This window comes from Stenotrophomonas sp. GbtcB23 (assembly GCF_019091045.1).
In the GTDB taxonomy this organism is placed as follows: Bacteria; Pseudomonadota; Gammaproteobacteria; order Xanthomonadales; family Xanthomonadaceae; genus Stenotrophomonas; species Stenotrophomonas rhizophila_A.
The window spans coordinates 53,221-70,637 of record NZ_JAGXKC010000005.1 but is presented as its reverse complement, the minus strand read 5'-3'; the positions used below and the strand labels follow the sequence as shown (position 1 = coordinate 70,637).

Annotated in this window: 16 protein-coding genes; 2 read left to right on the top strand and 14 right to left on the bottom strand. The window is 68.1% G+C overall.

Annotated features, from left to right (window positions below; all coding sequences use genetic code 11):
- Positions 1-29 precede the first annotated feature (29 nt).
- The 14 genes from ftsZ to mraZ form a co-directional block, all read right to left on the bottom strand.
- The gene (gene ftsZ, locus KVS69_RS03625) at positions 30-1,256 is read right to left on the bottom strand and encodes a cell division protein FtsZ (protein ID WP_068849242.1); all 1,227 of its coding nucleotides are present in this window, start codon (positions 1,254-1,256) and stop codon (positions 30-32) included.
- 161 nt (positions 1,257-1,417) lie between these two features.
- Positions 1,418-2,653 carry a cell division protein FtsA gene (gene ftsA, locus KVS69_RS03620; protein ID WP_068849240.1) on the bottom strand — a complete coding sequence of 412 codons (1,236 nt, stop codon included), beginning with the start codon at positions 2,651-2,653 and terminating at the stop codon, positions 1,418-1,420.
- Positions 2,650-3,396 (bottom strand): cell division protein FtsQ/DivIB, encoded by a 747-nt coding sequence (locus KVS69_RS03615; protein WP_068849238.1) that lies wholly within the window; start codon positions 3,394-3,396, stop codon positions 2,650-2,652. The genes ftsA and KVS69_RS03615 overlap by 4 nt, the downstream gene beginning before the upstream one ends.
- On the bottom strand, positions 3,393-4,376 hold the full coding sequence (locus tag KVS69_RS03610) for a D-alanine--D-alanine ligase (protein WP_217536981.1): 984 nt from the start codon (positions 4,374-4,376) through the stop codon (positions 3,393-3,395). Before KVS69_RS03610 ends, KVS69_RS03615 begins: the two co-directional genes overlap by 4 nt.
- Positions 4,373-5,809: a UDP-N-acetylmuramate--L-alanine ligase gene (murC, locus tag KVS69_RS03605; protein ID WP_093536085.1), complete on the bottom strand. Its 1,437-nt coding sequence runs from the start codon at positions 5,807-5,809 to the stop codon at positions 4,373-4,375. Before murC ends, KVS69_RS03610 begins: the two co-directional genes overlap by 4 nt.
- Before the next feature lie 22 nt (positions 5,810-5,831).
- Positions 5,832-6,917: an undecaprenyldiphospho-muramoylpentapeptide beta-N-acetylglucosaminyltransferase gene (gene murG, locus KVS69_RS03600; RefSeq protein WP_217536979.1), complete on the bottom strand. Its 1,086-nt coding sequence runs from the start codon at positions 6,915-6,917 to the stop codon at positions 5,832-5,834.
- The gene (ftsW, locus tag KVS69_RS03595; RefSeq protein ID WP_068849230.1) at positions 6,914-8,239 is read right to left on the bottom strand and encodes a putative lipid II flippase FtsW; all 1,326 of its coding nucleotides are present in this window, start codon (positions 8,237-8,239) and stop codon (positions 6,914-6,916) included. The genes murG and ftsW overlap by 4 nt, the downstream gene beginning before the upstream one ends.
- A complete protein-coding gene (mraY, locus tag KVS69_RS03590) occupies positions 8,239-9,324 on the bottom strand; it encodes a phospho-N-acetylmuramoyl-pentapeptide-transferase (RefSeq protein WP_068849228.1) in 1,086 nt (361 codons plus the stop codon). The genes ftsW and mraY overlap by 1 nt, the downstream gene beginning before the upstream one ends.
- Positions 9,314-10,708, bottom strand: a complete 1,395-nt coding sequence (gene murF / locus KVS69_RS03585; protein ID WP_217536976.1) for a UDP-N-acetylmuramoyl-tripeptide--D-alanyl-D-alanine ligase — start codon at positions 10,706-10,708, stop codon at positions 9,314-9,316. Before murF ends, mraY begins: the two co-directional genes overlap by 11 nt.
- Complete coding sequence (locus KVS69_RS03580) at positions 10,705-12,183, bottom strand: UDP-N-acetylmuramoyl-L-alanyl-D-glutamate--2,6-diaminopimelate ligase (RefSeq protein WP_093536093.1); 1,479 nt, start codon at positions 12,181-12,183, stop codon at positions 10,705-10,707. Before KVS69_RS03580 ends, murF begins: the two co-directional genes overlap by 4 nt.
- On the bottom strand, positions 12,180-14,027 hold the full coding sequence (locus KVS69_RS03575) for a penicillin-binding transpeptidase domain-containing protein (protein ID WP_068849223.1): 1,848 nt from the start codon (positions 14,025-14,027) through the stop codon (positions 12,180-12,182). Before KVS69_RS03575 ends, KVS69_RS03580 begins: the two co-directional genes overlap by 4 nt.
- Complete coding sequence (ftsL, locus tag KVS69_RS03570; RefSeq protein WP_068849221.1) at positions 14,024-14,287, bottom strand: cell division protein FtsL; 264 nt, start codon at positions 14,285-14,287, stop codon at positions 14,024-14,026. Before ftsL ends, KVS69_RS03575 begins: the two co-directional genes overlap by 4 nt.
- Positions 14,287-15,252, bottom strand: a complete 966-nt coding sequence (gene rsmH / locus KVS69_RS03565) for a 16S rRNA (cytosine(1402)-N(4))-methyltransferase RsmH (protein WP_217537085.1) — start codon at positions 15,250-15,252, stop codon at positions 14,287-14,289. The genes ftsL and rsmH overlap by 1 nt, the downstream gene beginning before the upstream one ends.
- A 14-nt stretch (positions 15,253-15,266) precedes the next feature.
- Positions 15,267-15,713 carry a division/cell wall cluster transcriptional repressor MraZ gene (mraZ, locus tag KVS69_RS03560; protein WP_093536097.1) on the bottom strand — a complete coding sequence of 149 codons (447 nt, stop codon included), beginning with the start codon at positions 15,711-15,713 and terminating at the stop codon, positions 15,267-15,269.
- A gap of 325 nt (positions 15,714-16,038) precedes the next feature.
- Here mraZ and KVS69_RS03555 point away from each other — a divergent pair, with 325 nt between their 5' ends.
- Positions 16,039-16,830 (top strand): NRDE family protein, encoded by a 792-nt coding sequence (locus KVS69_RS03555; protein ID WP_217536974.1) that lies wholly within the window; start codon positions 16,039-16,041, stop codon positions 16,828-16,830.
- 89 nt (positions 16,831-16,919) lie between these two features.
- Complete coding sequence (locus KVS69_RS03550; RefSeq protein WP_184124729.1) at positions 16,920-17,408, top strand: DM13 domain-containing protein; 489 nt, start codon at positions 16,920-16,922, stop codon at positions 17,406-17,408.
- Positions 17,409-17,417: the final 9 nt, after the last annotated feature.

Here is a 17,417-nt window from a genome sequence, read left to right as displayed (position 1 = left end):
CGGGGAGGACAAGACCCCGGCCGCGTTCCTCAGTCCGCCTGGCGGCGCAGGAACGCCGGGATGTCCAGGTAATCGTTGGGCAGCTCAGCCGCGGCCGGACCCGAGGCCGACGGTGCGGACGGGGCCACGGTGTCGGCGCTCGGACGGCGCAGGCCCAGGCCCATGCCGCCGACGGCCTTGGACACGGCATCGCCGCCGTTGTCGAAATCGCCGAACTCCGGCTGGCCGGTGGTGGCGTTGCGGACCAGCTTGATCGGCGCGCGCTCGCCCGGACGCTGGGACTTGGCGGCCACGGCACGGTTCAGGCCGGTCGCAACCACGGTCACGCGGACTTCGTCCTGCATGTCCGGATCCAGCACGGTACCCACCACCACGGTGGCGTCTTCGGAGGCGAAGCCATCGATGGTACGGCCGATCTCGTCGAACTCGGCCATGGTGAAGTCGGCGCCGGCGGTGATGTTGACCAGGATGCCGTTGGCACCGGCCAGGTTCACATCGTCCAGCAGCGGGTTCTGGATGGCGGCTTCGGCGGCGGCCTGGGCGCGGTCATCGCCACGGGCGGTGCCGGTACCCATCATCGCCAGGCCCATTTCGGACATGACGGTGCGCACGTCGGCGAAGTCGACGTTGATCAGGCCCGGGCGCACGATCAGGTCGGCGATGCCCTGCACGGCGCCCTGGAGGACGTCGTTGGCGGCACGGAAGGCCTGGATCATGGTGGCGTTGCGGCCCAGCACGGTGATCAGCTTTTCGTTCGGGATGGTGATCAGCGAGTCGCAGTGCTGGCTCAGTTCCTCGATGCCCTTCAGCGCGACCTGCATGCGGCGGCGGCCTTCGAACGGGAACGGCTTGGTGACCACGGCGACGGTCAGGATGCCCATCTCCTTGGCCAGCTGTGCCACCACCGGTGCAGCGCCGGTGCCGGTGCCACCGCCCATGCCGGCGGTGATGAACACCATGTCCGCACCCTGCAGGGCGTCCATGATGCGCTCGCGGTCTTCCAGCGCGGCCTGACGGCCTACTTCCGGATTCGCGCCTGCGCCCAGGCCCTTGGTGACGTTGGTACCCAGCTGCAGCTGCAGCTTGGCACCGCAATTCTTGATGGCCTGCGAGTCGGTGTTGGCGGTGATGAATTCCACGCCGTCCACGCTGGTGCTGACCATGTGCGCCACGGCGTTGCCGCCGCCGCCGCCCACGCCGATCACCTTGATCACCGCATTGGGTGCCATCTTCTCAATCAGTTCGAAATGCGCCATGTCCGTGTCCTCGTTGTATCCGCTTGTGGTTGGCATGGGCGTGTTGGCGTCCTGCCTTCGCGCTGCATGTTGCCGTTGCGGCTGTGTGGGTTGTGTGTTGCTTTTCTGTTGCGCCGGCGGGGGCCGGTTTGAAACACGCGTCGCCGCGTTGAGGTGCCGCGTCAGAACTCGCCGCGGAACCAGGTTTTCAATTTGTTGAACATGCTGCCTGCGCGCCCGGTGGGCAGCGACGGGCGGCGCGGGTGTTCGATCTGGCTGCCCATCAGCAGCAGGCCCACGCCGGTGGCGTGCACCGGGTTGCCGACCACTTCGCCCAGCCCCGTGACGTGCTGCGGAATGCCTACGCGTACCGGCATCTGCAGCATTTCCTCGGCCAGTTCGACCACGCCTTCCATCTTCGAGGCACCGCCGGTGAGCACCATGCCGGCGCGCACCAGTTCCTCGAAGCCGGAACGGCGCAGTTCGGCCTGCACCATCTCGAAGATTTCCTCGTAACGGCCCTGCACTGCCTGCGCCAGCGCGTGGCGCGGCATGCGGCGCGGCGGACGGTCGCCCACGCTGGGCACCTGGATGCTTTCCTCGGCGGTGGCCAGCTGGGCCAGCGCGCACGCGTAGCGCACCTTGATCTGCTCGGCTTCCGGGGTCGGCGTGCGCAGCATGTGCGCGATGTCGTTGGTGACGTGGTCGCCGGCGATCGGCAGCGAGGCGGTGTGGCAGATCGCGCCCTGCACGAACACGGCCAGGTCGGTGGTGCCGGCGCCCATGTCGACCAGCACCACGCCCAGTTCGCGCTCGTCGGCGGTCAGCACGGCCACGCTGGAGGCCAGCGAGGACAGGACCAGGTCATCCACCTGCAGGCCGCAGCGCTGCACGCACTTGCTGATGTTGGCCGCGGCCGACTGCGCGCATACCACCAGGTGCGCATGCACCTCCAGGCGCACGCCGGTCATGCCGACCGGGTTGCGGATGCCTTCCTGCGAATCGTCCAGCACGTATTCGCGCGGGATCGCGTGCAGGATCTTCTGGTCGGCCGGGATCGCCACGGCCTTGGCCGCATCCAGCACGCGGTCCAGGTCGCCCCAGGTCACCTCACCGTCGCGGATCGGCACGATCCCCGGCGAGTTCTTGCACTGCACATGGTTGCCGGAGATGGAGGCATACACCGAGCGGATCTCGCAGCCGGCCATCAGCTCGGCTTCTTCCACCGCGCGCTGGATCGACTGCACGGTCGATTCGATGTCCACCACCACGCCGCGCTTGAGGCCGCGCGACTCATGCGAACCGATGCCGATCACCTCGATGGGATTGCCCGGCGAGTACTCGCCGACCAGCGCCACCACCTTGGAGGTGCCGATATCGAGCCCGACGATCAGCGATTTGTCACCCTTGCGATTCATGTCCTGTCCTGCGTGCGTTGCGCCACATTGGCCGGCGCGGCCGGGGCCGGGGGAGTACCCCAGCTCAGCGTGAAACCATTGGTATAACGGAGGTCGGCGCGTTCGATCGGCGCCTGCTGGTTGGCCAGCTGCGGCAGCACGCGCACGAAGCGCTGCAGGCGCGAGCGCGCGTCATCGCGGCCGACCACCACTTCGGTGCCGTTGCTCAGCTGCAGCGACCAGCTGCCGCGCGCATCCATGCTGACCCGGGTGACATCCACCCCGGCCGGCGCGAACAGCGCGCGTGCGTCGTTGTACAGCGCCACCACTTCTTCGGTCTGCGTGTCCGGGCCATCCAGGTCCGGCAATGCCAGGTCCTGCAGCTTCTGCGGGGTGGCGAACAGCTTGCCCTGCTCGGACAGCAGCCGGTCCTTGCCCCAGCGCGCGAACGGCTTGTGCTCGACCAGGGTGATTTCCAGCACGTCGGGCCACTGCTTGCGCACCTGCGCGCTTTCCACCCATGGCAGCTTTTCGATGGCGTCCTGCGCGTCCTGCAGCTTTACCGCGAAGAAGCCGGACTTCGCATACGGCAGCACCACCTGCTGCAGCTGCTCGGCGGGCACTCGCTTGAATTCACCGTGCACGCGCAGCTTGGCCAACGGCCAGCGTTCGGCACCGACCCAGCCGTTGAGCACCGCCACCACGGGCAGCGCTACCAGCGACAGGGCCAGCAACCAGACGAAGATGCGCAGCACCGCGTTCATGCGTAGGCGGCCTCCGAGGTGCCGAAGCCTTGCGGCAACGTCTGTTCCAGCACGCGCCAGACCAGCTCTTCAAACCCGATGCCGGCCTGACCAGCCGCCTTGGGCACCAGCGAATGGCTGGTCATGCCCGGCGCCGTGTTCACTTCGAGCAGGTAGAACGCGCCGCTGTTGCGGTCGCGCATCACGTCAACGCGACCCCAGCCACGGCAGCCGGCGGCGCGGAACGCAGCCAGCGCGATCCGGCGGATCTCCGCTTCGTCGTCGCCTTCCAGGCCCGGGCACAGGTACTGGGTGTCTTCCGCAATGTACTTGGCGTTGTAGTCGTACCACTGGCCCTTGGGCACGATGCGGATCGACGGCAGCGCCTGGTCGCCGAGGATGCCCACAGTGAGTTCGTCGCCGACCACCATCTGCTCCATCAGCAGCTGGCCGTCGTAGCGGGCCGCCAGTGCGACCGCCTCATCCAGACCAGCCTCGTCGGTGACCCGGCTGATGCCGACGCTGGAGCCTTCGTTGGCCGGCTTGACCACCACCGGCAGGCCGAGTTCGGCCGCCAGCGCATGGACATTGGTGCTGTCCACCTTCCGGTACTGCGGGGTGGGCAGGCCCAGCGACAGCCACACCTGCTTGGTGCGGATCTTGTCCATGCCCAACGCCGAACCGAGCACGCCCGAACCGGTGTACGGCACGCCGAAGGCTTCCATCAGCCCCTGCACGATGCCGTCCTCACCGCCGCCGTTGTGGCCGTGCAGGATGTTGAAGACGCGGTCGAAGCGCTTTTCCACCAGCGCCAGGGCCAGGGCCGGAATGCCGTCCACCGCGATGGCGTTGACACCGCGCGCGCGCAGCGCCTCGATCACGTTGCGGCCAGAATCCAGCGACACTTCGCGTTCGCTGGAGGTGCCGCCCAGCAGCACGGCAACGCGGCCGAACACGGCCGGGTCGGTGGTGCGCAGCGGCGGGAAGGTCAGCGTGCTCATGCGGCGGGTGCCTCGTTGAAGCCATCGGTGGCGACCAGGTGGGCAACGTGGCCGATGTCGCCCGCGCCCATCATCAGCAGCAGGTCGCCGTCCTGCAGCACGTCAGGCAGCACGTGCTGCAGTTCGGCCGCCTGGCCGACCACGACCGGTTCGCTGCGGCCGCGCGCGCGGATGGCGCGGGCCAGCGAGCGCGAATCGGCACCGGGAATCGGCGCTTCGCCGGCCGGGTAGACCTCGCTCAGCACCAGGGCGTCCACTTCGGACAGCACCGCGGCGAACGCGTCGAACTGGTCACGGGTACGGCTGTAGCGGTGCGGCTGGAACGCCACCACCAGGCGCTGCGACGGCCAGCCGCCACGCGCGGCGGCGAACACCGCAGCCAGCTCACGAGGGTGATGGCCGTAGTCGTCGATCACGCGCACCTTGGCACCGGTGCGGGTGGTGACGATGCCCAGGTCGTTGAAGCGGCGACCGATGCCGGCGAAGCTTTCCAGCGCGCGGGCGATCGCATCCGGGGCCACGCCCAGCTGCCAGCCCACCGCAGCGGCGGCCAGCGCGTTGAGCACGTTGTGCGCGCCCGGCAGCGCCAGGGTCACCGGGTAGCTGCTGCCTTCGGGCAGACGCAGGGTGAAGCGCATGCGCGGCCCATCCTGGACCACGTCTTCGGCACGCACGTCCGCATTGCTGCTCATGCCGTAGCTCATGACATGGCGCGGGGTCTGTGCGGCCAGCGCGGCCACTTCCGGGTCGTCGATGCACAGCACCGCCAGCCCATAGAACGGCAGGCGCTGCAGGAATTCGGCAAAGGCGGCCTGCACGCGGGAGAAGTCGTTGCCGTAGTTCTCCAGGTGGTCCGCATCAATGTTGGTGATCACCGACACCAGCGGATTCAGGCGCAGGAAGCTGCCATCGCTTTCGTCGGCTTCGGCCACCAGCCACTGGCCACTGCCAAGCTTGGCGTTGGCACCGGCGGCCAACAGCTGGCCACCGATCACGAACGTCGGGTCCAGCCCGCCTTCGCTCAGCACCGCCGCGGTCAGGCTGGTGGTGGTGGTCTTCCCGTGCGTGCCGGCCACGGCGATGCCGCGGCGGAAGCGCATCAGCTCGGCCAGCATGGCCGCGCGCGGCATGATCGGAATGCGCTGGCTGCGCGCTTCCATCAGTTCGGGGTTGTCCTCGCGGATCGCGCTGGACACCACCACGCAGTCGGTGCCCAGCACATTGGCGGCCGAATGGCCGCGCATCACGCGCGCGCCCAGCCCTGCCAGGCGACGGGTGGCGGCGTTGTCGGCATTGTCCGAACCGGACACCTCATACCCCAGCGTCAGCATCACTTCGGCGATGCCGCTCATGCCGGTGCCACCGATGCCGACGAAGTGCACGCGCGGGAAGGCGCGCACCAGATCATTGGTGTCGTGCAGGCGGCGGATCATGCGCGGCCTCGCGTAACGGTGTTCATTTGGATTCCTCGAGAATGATGTCGGCGATGCGCTCGGCGGCATCGACCTTGGCCAGGGCACGCGCGGCGGTTGCCATCTGCATGCGGCGGGCGGAATTTTCGGACAGATCGCGCAGTACGTCCTGCAGGCGCGTGGCCAGCGTTTCGTCCTGCTTCAGCAACACGGCCGCACCACGTTCGACCAGGTACTCCGCGTTGCGGGTCTGGTGATCGTCGACGGCCGCCGCGAACGGCACCAGCACACTGCCCACGCCGACCGCGCACAGCTCGGCCAGGGTGGACGCGCCGGAGCGGCAGACCACCAGGTCGGCCCAGGCGAACGCTTCGGCCATGTCGGCGATGAACGGCTCGACGCGCGCAGTGACACCGGCATCCTGGTACGCCTGCAGCGCTTCGGTGTGCAGCTTTTCACCGCTCTGGTGGCGCACGTCGACCGCGATGCGACCGGCCAGTGCGGCGAGTGCCTGCGGCACGGCGTTGTTGAGGGCACGCGCACCCTGGCTGCCACCGAGCACCAGCACCCGCAGCGGGCCTTCGCGACCGGCCAGGCGCTGTTCGGGTCCGGCAATGGCGGCAATCTCGGCCCGCACCGGGTTACCGACCGCTTCTTCGCGCTGGGCGAAGCTGCCCGGGAACCCGGTCAGCACGCGGCGTGCGAAACGCGAGAGCACGCGGTTGGTCAGGCCCGGCGCGCGGTTCTGTTCGTGCACCAGCAACGGCAGGCCGTGCAGGCGTGCGGCCAGCCCCCCGGGACCGGAGGCGAAGCCGCCGAAGGCGATCACCGCGCGCGGCTGGCGGTCGCGGATCAGGAAGCCGGCCGAGCGCACGGCGCGCAGCAGGCGGCCAGGCGCGGTCAGCAGCGCCAGCTTGCCCTTGCCACGCAGGCCGCTGATCGCCAGCGTGTCGATATGAATGTCGTGCTGCGGCACCAGGCGCGTTTCCATGCCGCCGATGCTGCCCAGCCAGGTCACTGGAATGCCGCGTTCGCGCAGCACCTTGGCCACGGCCAGGCCGGGGAAGATGTGGCCACCGGTACCGCCGGCCATGATCATCACCGGACGCGGGGAATGCTGGGCGTTCATCCCATCCTCCCCAGGGTCGGCTCGATCCGCTGCTGCATGCGGCTGGTCCCACGCGGGGCGCTGTCGCGCTGCGCGGAGGCACGTGCGTTGCTTTCCTGCATGGCAGCGGCCACGGCGCTGGCACGGGCCGGCGCATCGACCGGCGCGGCATCATCCAGTTCTGCCGCGCCCATGCGCACGGCCTGGCGGCGCTCGGCACGGTCCAGTTCGTAGGACACGCGCAGCAGCAGGCCCATCGCCACGCAGGTCATCAGGATGCTCGAACCGCCAGACGAAATCAGTGGCAGGGTCAGGCCCTTGGTCGGCAGGATGCCCAGGTTCACGCCGATCGAGACGAAACTCTGCATGCTCACCCACAGGCCGATGCCGAAGGCGATGTAGCCGGAGAAGTGCCGCTTCATTTCCACGCAGCGCATGCCGATCCAGAACGCGCGGCCGGCCAGCAGCGCGTACAGCGCCACGATCAGGCAGGTGCCGACGAACCCCAGTTCTTCGGCGGTGACCGAGAAGATGAAGTCGGTGTGTGCTTCGGGCAGGTAGTACAGCTTCTGCACCGAATTGCCCAGGCCCACGCCGGTCCACTCGCCACGGCCCACCGCCATCAGCGCGTTGGACAGCTGGTAGCCGTCGCCCTGCTGGTCGGCCCACGGGTCCCAGAACGAGGTGATGCGGCGCATGCGGTAGGGTTCGATGATCGCCAGCGCGCTCATCGCCACCAGGCCAAACACGATCGGCATCGACATGCGCGGCAGGTTCACCCCGCCCAGCACCAGCATGCCGGCGGTGATCGCCAGCAGCAGGGTGGAGGAACCGAAGTCGGGCTGAAGCAGCAGTAGCACCACCAGCGCGCCGGCCACGCCCAGCGGCTTGAGCATCGCCGGCCAGGTCGCGTTGACCTCGTCGCGGAAGCGCACCAGGTAGCTGGACAGCCACACGATGTAGAGCACCTTCACTGCTTCGACGGTCTGGAACTTGGAGAAACCCAGATTGATCCAGCGCCGGGCGCCGTTGACGCTGCTGCCCAGGCCGGGAATGAACACCACCACCAGCAGCGCGAAGCAGCCCAGCAGCAGCATCTGGTTGTACTGCTCGATGCTCTTGAGCTCGGTGCGCATGGCCAGCCCGGCCAGCACGATGCCCACCGCCAGGAAGATCAGATGGCGGTTGAGGTAGTAGAACGGGCTGCTCATCAGGGCGATCGAGCTCGACGCGACCATCACCACGCCCAGCCCGGTGAGCGTGATGATCGCGCCCAGCAGCCACTTGTCGAAGTGGCCTCCGATGGCTTCAAGGCGGGTTGCCTGGCGCGACAGGTCGTTCATCAGCGGACCTTCAACGTGGCCAGGCCGATCAGCACCAGCACCACCGAGATGATCCAGAAGCGCACGATCACGCGCGGCTCCGGCCAGCCCTTGAGTTCGAAGTGGTGGTGGATCGGCGCCATGCGGAACACGCGCTTGCCGGTCAGCTTGAACGAGGCGACCTGGATCATCACCGACAGCGTTTCAATCACGAACACGCCGCCCATGATCACCAGCACCAGTTCCTGGCGGGTGATCACCGCGATGGTGCCCAGCACCGCGCCCAGCGCCAGCGCGCCGATGTCGCCCATGAACACCATCGCCGGGTAGGTGTTGAACCACAGGAAGCCCAGGCCCGCACCGGCGATCGCCGCGCAGATGATCACCAGTTCGCCAGCACCGGGGATCTGCGGGATCTGCAGGTAGTTGGAGAACACCACGTTGCCCGAGGCATAGGCGAACACGCCCAGCGCGCAGGCCACCAGCACCGTCGGCATGATCGCCAACCCATCCAGGCCGTCAGTCAGGTTGACCGCGTTGGAGAAGCCGACGATCCAGAAGTAGGCGATGGCCACGAAGCTGATGCCCGCCAGCGGCAGCGCCACCGACTTGAACATCGGGATGTAGAAGGTCAGCGCGGCCGGCACGTCGGCGGTGTAGAACAGGAACAGGCCGGCGGCCAGGCCGAAGATCGACTGCAGCAGGTACTTCCAGCGCGACTTCAGGCCGTTCGGGTCGCGGCGTACGATCTTGATCCAGTCGTCGTACCAGCCGATGGCGCCGAAGCACAGCATCACCGCAAGCACCACCCACACGTAGCGGTTGCGCAGGTCGGCCCACAGCAGCACCGACAGGGTGATGGTGAGCAGGATCAGCGAACCGCCCATGGTCGGCGTGCCGGCCTTGGAGAAGTGGGTCTGCGGGCCGTCGGTACGGATCGGCTGGCCGCCCTTGAACTGGGCCAGCTTGCGGATCATCGCCGGGCCCAGCCACAGCGACAGGAACAGCGCGGTAAGCGCGGCCAGGATGCCTCGCAGAGTCAGGTAGCCGAACAGCCCGAACAGGCTCTCCAACTGCTGCAACCATCGGGCCAGTTCAAGCAACATGGGGGGTTTCCTCTCCTCGCGCCAGCAGCGCTTTTACAATCTTGTCCATGGCGCTGCCGCGCGAGCCCTTGACCAGGCAGCGCACGCCAGCATGCAGTTCGTCGGCCAGCGCGGCAGCCAGCGCGTCGTGGCTCTGGAAATGACGGCCACCGTCGCCGAACGCCTGGGATGCCGCCGCGCTCAGCGTGCCCAGCGTGTACAGCCGCTTCAGGCCGGCATCGCGGGCACGGCGCCCGGCCTGCGCATGCAGTGCCTCGCCATCCGGGCCGAGTTCGCGCATGTCACCCAGCACCAGCCAGGCCTCGTCCTTCGACGCGGCCAGCGCATCGATGGCAGCGGCCAGCGAACCGGGGTTGGCGTTGTAGCTGTCATCGATCAGCACGACGCCATTGGGCAGCCGGTGCGCGATCTGGCGGCCGGGTACCGGTTCGGCACGGGCCAGGCCGGCGGCAATCGAATCCAGGCCGATGCCCGCCGCCAGCGCCAGCGATGCGGCGGCCAGGGCGTTGCTGACGTTGTGGCGGCCCGGCAGCGCCAAGGCGATATCCACGCTGCCGGCCGGGCTGACCAGCAGGAACCGGCTGCCGTCTGCGGTCGCGCGGATCTGCTGCGCGGTCACATCGGCGCTGTGGTCCAGGCCATAACGCAGCACGCGGCTGCGCGGCGGCTGGCCGACGATGTGCTGTTCAAACCAGATGCCGAAGGCGTCATCGGCATTGATCACCGCTACGCCATCGGCCGGCAGTGCGGCGTAGATGGCGCCCTTGGTGCTGGCCACGCCCTGCAGGCTGCCCATCCGCTCCAGGTGGGCCGGGGCGATGTTGTTGACCAGCGCGTACTGCGGGCGCGCGATGTCGGTGAGGTAGGCGATGTCACCCGGCTTGCCGGCGCCCATCTCGTAGATGGCGTAATCGGCATCTTCCGGCGCATCGATCACCGCCAGCGGCAGGCCGATCTCGTTGTTGCGGTTGCCGGGGTTGGCGTACACCACCGCGCGCTGCTCGCGCGCGACCTGCTCCAGGATCGCCAGCAGCAGGCTCTTGACGCTGGTCTTGCCGTTGCTGCCGGTGATGGCGAACACGCGTGCGGCGCGATCACGCTGCATGCCTGCCGCGATCCGGCCAAGCGCATGCTCGCTGTCGCCGACCACGATCTGCGGCACGGCCACGTCGAGCAGGCGTTCGACCAGCATCGCGCTGGCGCCACGGGCCACTGCGTCGGCAGCGAAATCATGGCCGTCGAAGCGCTCGCCACGCAGTGCCACGTACAGGCTGCCCGGCGCCAACGTGCGGGTGTCGTTGCTGATGGCGTCGATGGCGGTGTCATCGCCATGGATGTCACCCCCGGCCCAATGGGCGATCAGCGAGAGCGGCGTGCGCTTCACAGGATGGCCTCCTTGGCGCTGAGCGCGGCAGCGGCCACCAGGGTGTCGTCGAAGTCGTGCTTGACCCCGCGCACTTCCTGATAGGGCTCATGCCCCTTGCCGGCCAGCAGCACGATGTCGCCAGGGCCGGCCAGCTTCACCGCCAGGCCGATCGCGCGCGCGCGGTTGCGCTGCACGGTGACCGCGTCGGGGGCAGTGAAACCAGCCAGGATGTCGGCCACGATGGCGTCGCCATCCTCGCCGCGCGGGTTGTCGTCGGTGACGATCACCTGCTGGGCCAGGCGTTCGGCGATGGCCGCCATCTGCGGGCGCTTGCCCGCGTCGCGTTCGCCGCCGCAGCCGAACACGCAGAACAGCCTGCCCTGCAGGTGGCCCTGCAGGCTCTGCAGGGCCTGCTCCAATGCATCGGGGGTATGCGCGTAATCGACCACCACGGTCGGCAGGCCGCGTTCGCCGCCGAGGCGGTTCATGCGCCCGGCGATCGGCTGCAGCTGCGACACCAGCGCGGCGATCGCCTCGGGGGCATGGCCCAGCGCGTGCAGCACGCCGGCCACGGCCAGCAGGTTGTCCACGTTGAAGCGGCCCAGCAGCGGCGACTGCACCGGGTGACGTGCACCGTCGACCACCAGATCGAAGGCAATGCCACGGCCATCGAGCTTGAGCGAGTCGGCGCGCAAAGTGGCCTGCTGCGCACCGCGCGAGCTGACCCCGATCCGGGCGACGCCGGCATCGACCGTGCGCAGCAGTTCGCTGCCGAAGCTGTCATCCAGGTTCACCACCGCGGCCTTCAGGCCGGCGCGGTGGAACAGCTTGGCCTTGGCCGCGCCGTACTGGGCCATGTCGCCGTGGTAATCGAGATGGTCGCGGGTGAGGTTGGTGAACACCGCCACGTCGTAGTGCACGGCATCCACGCGGCCCTGGTCGAGCGCATGCGAGCTCACTTCCATGGCCACCGCCCTGGCGCCCTGGTCACGCAGCTGCGCCAGCACTTCATGCATCTGCAGCACCAGCGGCGTGGTGAAGCCGGTCGGCACGACATCGCCGTACAGACCCACGCCCAAGGTGCCGATGCTGCCACTGGCGGTGCCGAGCAGGTGCCAGGCCTGGGCCAGCAGCTGCACGGTGGAGGTTTTTCCGTTGGTGCCGGTCACGCCGACCATGGTCATCGCGCGCGAGGGCTGGCCATGGAACTGGTCGGCCATGGCGCCCATGCGCGTGCGCAGGCCCGGCACGGCAATGGCATCGGCCGGTGCCGGCAGCTCCGCCGGCGCCGGCGGTTCGAACAGGATCGCGGCCGCACCGGCGGCGCGGGCCTGGTCGACAAAGCCCAGCCCGTGCGCGCCGAAGCCGGCAATGGCGACAAAGGCATTGCCGGGGCGCACCGCGCGGCTGTCCAGCACCAGGCCGGTGATGGACGGGTCGTGGCTCAGCACCACATCGGGAAGCAACTGCGAAAGCAACATCATCTGGCTCATTGCGTGCCTCCCTGCGCGGGCGGCAACGTGGCGTGCGCGCTGGGCAGCGCGGCATCGAATTCAGCGGCGGCGTCGGGCGCAACCACCGCCTCGGCCGGCGGCGGGGTCGGCAGCGAGGAGGCGGCGTGGCCCATCTTTCCGGACTGCTGGGCCGCCAGCCAGGAATCGATGTCGTCCGGCGGCACGTCCATCAGGCGCAGCGCGCCTTCCATGACGTTGTGGAACACCGGCGCGGACACCAGGCCGCCGTAGTACTTGCCGGCCTGCGGGTCGTTGATGACGATCACCGTGGCAAAGCGCGGGTTGCTGGCCGGCACCACGCCGGCGAACAGCGCGTTGTAGTGGCCACGCTCGTAGCCGCCCGGGCCGGCCTTGCGTGCGGTACCGGTCTTGCCGGCCACGTGGTAACCCAGCACCGCCGCCTGCTTGGCGCCGCCCTGGGTGACCACCGTTTCCATCATCGCCACGACCTCTTTGGCGATGTTCTCGTCGATGATCTGCTTGCCTTCGTTGCGCTGGCCCTTGACGAAGGTCGGCGCGATCAGCTTGCCGCCATTGCCCAGCGCCGAGTACGCCGTGGCGATCTGCAGCGGGGTGACATTCAGGCCATAGCCGTAGGACATGGTGGTCTTGGACGAACCGCTCCAGCGCGCCGGGCGCGGCAGCACGCCCGCCGATTCGCCGGGGAAACCGCTGTGCGGAGCGCTGCCATAGCCGAAGCTGTGGACGTGGTCGTAGAACACCTGGTCGGGCATCTTGGCCGCGATCTTGGCCGCGCCGATGTTCGAGCTGCGGGTGATCACGCCGGTGACGTTGAGCACGCCGTTGTTCCGCGGCACGTCCTTGATGGTGTAGCGGCCGATCGCCATGTAGCCCGGGTTGGTGTCGACCGTGGTGTCCTTGGTGACCACGCCGGACTGCAGCGCCGAGGCGATGGTCAGCGGCTTCATGGTCGAACCCGGCTCGACCAGGTCGGTCACGGCGCGGTTGCGGCGGGTGTCCGGCGCCGCGCCGCCCACCGCATTGGGGTTGTAGGTCGGCAGGTTGACCATGGCCAGCACTTCGCCGGTGGCCACGTCCATGATCACCATCGAACCGCCCGCGGCCTTGTTCTCGATCAGCGCGTTGCGCAGTTCCTTGAACGCCAGGAACTGGATGCGACGGTCGATGCTCAGGGTCAGGTCCTTGCCCGGTTCGGCGGCGCGCAGCAGGTCGCTTTCGACGGTCTCGCCCTTGCGGTTGCGGATCACCCGCTTGGCGCCGGCCTTGCCGCGCAGCCATTCGTCGAAGGCCAGCTCCAGCCCTTCCTGGCCGCGGTCGTCGATGTTGGTGAAGCCGAGCACGTGCGCCATCGCCTCACCCTGCGGGTAGAAGCGGCGGAACTCGCGCTGCGAGGCCACGCCCGGGATCTTCAGGGCAACCACCTTCTCGGCGTCGTCGGGATTGATCCGGCGGCGCAGGTACATGAATTCCTTGTCCGCCTTCTGGCTCAGCTTCGAGGTCAGCTCGTCCAGCGGCATGCCCAGCGCGGTGGCCAGTTCCGGAATGCGGTCGGGCGAGCGCATCAGCTCCTGCGGGTTGACCCAGATCGAGGCGACCGGGGTGGACACCGCCACCGGTTCGCCGTTGCGGTCGGTGATCATGCCGCGCGAGGTGTTGATGGGCAGCTCGCGCAGGTAGCGGGCTTCGCCCTGGCGCTGGTAGAAATCGCTGTTGATGATCTGCACGTAGGCGGCGCGGCCGACCAGCGACACCGAGCACAGGCCCAGCGCCAGGCCGACCCACTTCAGGCGCTGGCGCAGGTTGAAGGCGTTGCGGGTGCGGTTGCGGCCGGTCTTGTTCATGGCCGTACCACCACGACATCGGCCGCCTCGGGGAACTTCATGCCCAGCCGCTCGCGGGCCACGCGGTCAACGCGGGTGGCTTCGGCCAGGGTGGCCTGTTCCAGCTGCAGGCGGCCGAATTCAATGTTCAGTTCGTCGCGGGCGCGCTCCACGCGCGACAGCTCCACGAAGGTCTGCCGGTGGCGGTGGCGCATGAACACCACGCCGATCGCCGAGGCGATGGTGCAGGCCAGCAGCACGACCAGCAGCAGGCGGCTCATCACACCACCCCGCGCTTTTCGGCCACGCGCAGCACGGCGCTGCGCGAGCGCGGGTTGACCGCCAGCTCGTCGTCCTCGGCCTTGATGGCGCCGCCGATCAGATCCAGCGTCGGCACGAACGCCGCCAGCTCGGGCAACCGGCGATTGGTCGGCGGGGCCTTGGCGTGGCGGTTCATGAACTGCTTGACGATGCGGTCTTCCAGCGAATGGAAGCTGATCACCGCCAGCCGGCCACCCGGCTTGAGACGCGCCATCGCCGCGTCAAGGCCGGCTTCAAGGTCGGCCAGTTCGCGGTTGATGTGGATGCGGATGGCCTGGAAGCTGCGCGTGGCCGGGTGGATCTTGTCTTTGCCACGCGGCATCACCGAAGCGATCAGTTCAGCCAGCTCGGCGGTGCGGGTGAACGGCTGCTTGTCGCGGCGGGCGATGATCGCGCGGGCGATGCGGCGCCCCTGGCGTTCCTCGCCATAGGTCCACAGCACATCCATCAGCTCGCGCTCTTCGACACGGTTGAGCCACTGCGCCGCGCTTTCGCCGCTGTCCGGGTCCATGCGCATGTCCAGCGGGCCGTCCTTGCCGAAGCTGAAACCGCGCTCGGCCACGTCCAGCTGCGGCGAGGACACGCCGAGGTCGAACAGCGCCCCGTCCAGGCCGTCGGCGGTTGCGTTCCAGTGCAGCAGGTCGGCGAAACTGCCACGGAAGATCGAGACGCGCGGGTCCGGCGCGAAATCACGCTCGGCTACCGCGATTGCCTCCGGATCCTTGTCCATGACCAACAGCCGGCCTCCAGGACCGAGTTGCTCGAGCACGCCGCGGGCGTGACCGCCACGACCAAACGTGCCATCGAGATACGTTCCGTTTTCGATCACCCTCAGGCCGTCCAGGACCTGCGTGTACAGCACCGGCAGATGGCCCGCCGGCGACTGCGACACCGGAAGGTGACCGGCCTGCGCGCCTCCGCGCACCCGGGCACCCCGGGTCACAACTTCAGGTCGAGCAACCCATCGCCCAGATCCTCGTCAGACAACGTCTGCTGGATCAGTGCGCGATGAGCCTGCTCGCTCCACAATTCGAATTTGTCGCCCATGCCGAGCAACACCGCCTTCTTTTCAATGCCAACAGCGTTGCGGTGGCTTGCCGGGATACTGATGCGACCGTTGCCATCCAGCTCCAGATGCGCGGCCGAACCGACCAGCTTCTGTTGCAGCAGGCGCACGACGCGCTGTGTGTTGGGCTTGGCCATGACGTCGTCGCGGACCCGTTCCCACTCCTGCTCGGCATACAGCCAGAGGCAGCCGGACTCGAAGGGGTTGTAGGTCAGGACCAGGCGGTTGTTGCTCACACGCGCGACGAGGTCGCGATGCGCGGTGGGAACCGCCATGCGTCCTTTATCGTCAACCGTGATGGCCGTCTCGCCCTGAAACACGACGCGTACACCTTTCCTTCGCCTGGATGAAACATTGAACCACGAAAAACCACAAAAAACCCGGTTTCCCCTCTGTTGCCCACCTTAGCAGTGCCGATTGGGTTGTCAACAGTTTTGCGAAGGGGAAATCACCTTGGACATCAAGGGCTTGCAGCAATGTTTAGAGACTTGTTCAAGGCTTATCCACAAGTTGCTGTTTCGTCTCAATTTTTGAGATTGGGGCGAAGTTCAGGGGTGTGGAGGTGGCGTGAAACATCTCCGCGCATTCATCCGCCCCCATGTCCCAAGCGACCCGTTGCTGCGCAAAACCGGCACAATGCCGGGCATGTGTCTGCTTGCTTTGGCCTGGAAGGTCCACCCCCGCTGGCAGTTGCTGATGGCCGGCAACCGCGATGAATTCCATGCACGCCCCACCGCCGGGTTGGCGGCGTGGCCCGCACCGGACCTGGGCGTGCTGGCCGGGCGCGACCTGCGTTCGGGTGGCACCTGGGCCGGCGTCGGCCTGGATGGCCGGATGGCGGTGGTGACCAACGTGCGCGACCCGCTGGCCCGGCAGACCGGCCCGTCACGCGGTGCACTGGTAGCCGACTACCTGCGCGGCACCGGTTCTGCGGCCGCCTTTGCCGACGCGCTGGCCGGCAACGCCCCGGCCTTTGCCCCGTTCAACCTGCTGCTGGCCGATCGGGACAGCTGCCAGTTCCTGGGCAACCACCCGCTGCTGCGGCAGGCCCTGGCGCCGGGTATCCACGGCATGTCCAACGGCCCGCTGGACGCGCCATGGCCCAAGACCCTGACCTTGAATGCCGCCCTGCAGGACTGGGTGGACGCCGGCCGCGAGGACCTGGCGCCGCTGTGGGCGGCACTGGCCGACGAGAACCGCGCCGACGACGCCCGCCTGCCCGACACCGGCATTGGCCTGGAGCGGGAGCGCTGGCTGTCGGCCGCCTTCATCCGCAGCCCGGAGTACGGCACCCGGGCCAGCACCGTGATCGCACTGGATGCGCAGGGCCAGGGCTTCATCCGCGAGCGTCGGTTCGACCCGTCGGGCGCGTGCGTGGGCGAAACCGCGCTCACGGTCGGCCCGCCCGGGCCGTTGCCCCGCCCCGCTGCAGGGTGAATGAAGCGGGGGCGGTCCGGATCGTTCCCGCCCGCTCGTCGCTCTTGTCTGGTACCGGCGCAGTTGGCGCCCTCCAGCCGAGACCCTTGATGAATCGACGAATTACCGTTTTCCTGGCCACCCATGTGCTGACCCTGGCAGCAGGCTTCGGCAGCGGGGTATACCTGTTGCCCATCCTTACCGCACCGGATGGGCCCAGCGCGTCCAGCGTTGCCGAGGCGATGGCCAACAGCACCCATGAAGCCCGCTTCCGCCGCGACCTCAAGGGCAGTGACGCGGTGCATTGGGCCGACGGCAAGGTCAGCGTGAGCCACAGCCAGATCGCCTTCGATGGCCGCATGGGCCCCGGCCCGGATTACAAGGTGTACCTGTCGCGCGAATACGTCGACACCCGCGGCGATTTCCTGCGGATCAAGCAGGACGCCACGCTGATCGGTGACGTAAAGACCTTCAACCGCTTCCTGTTGGACGTGCCCGACCACGTGGACATCGACGACTACACCACCGTGGTGGTGTGGTGCGAAGCGTTCAGCCAGTTCATCTCGGCGGCCCAGTATCGAATGGGCCCGCAAGCCTGACGAACGAGG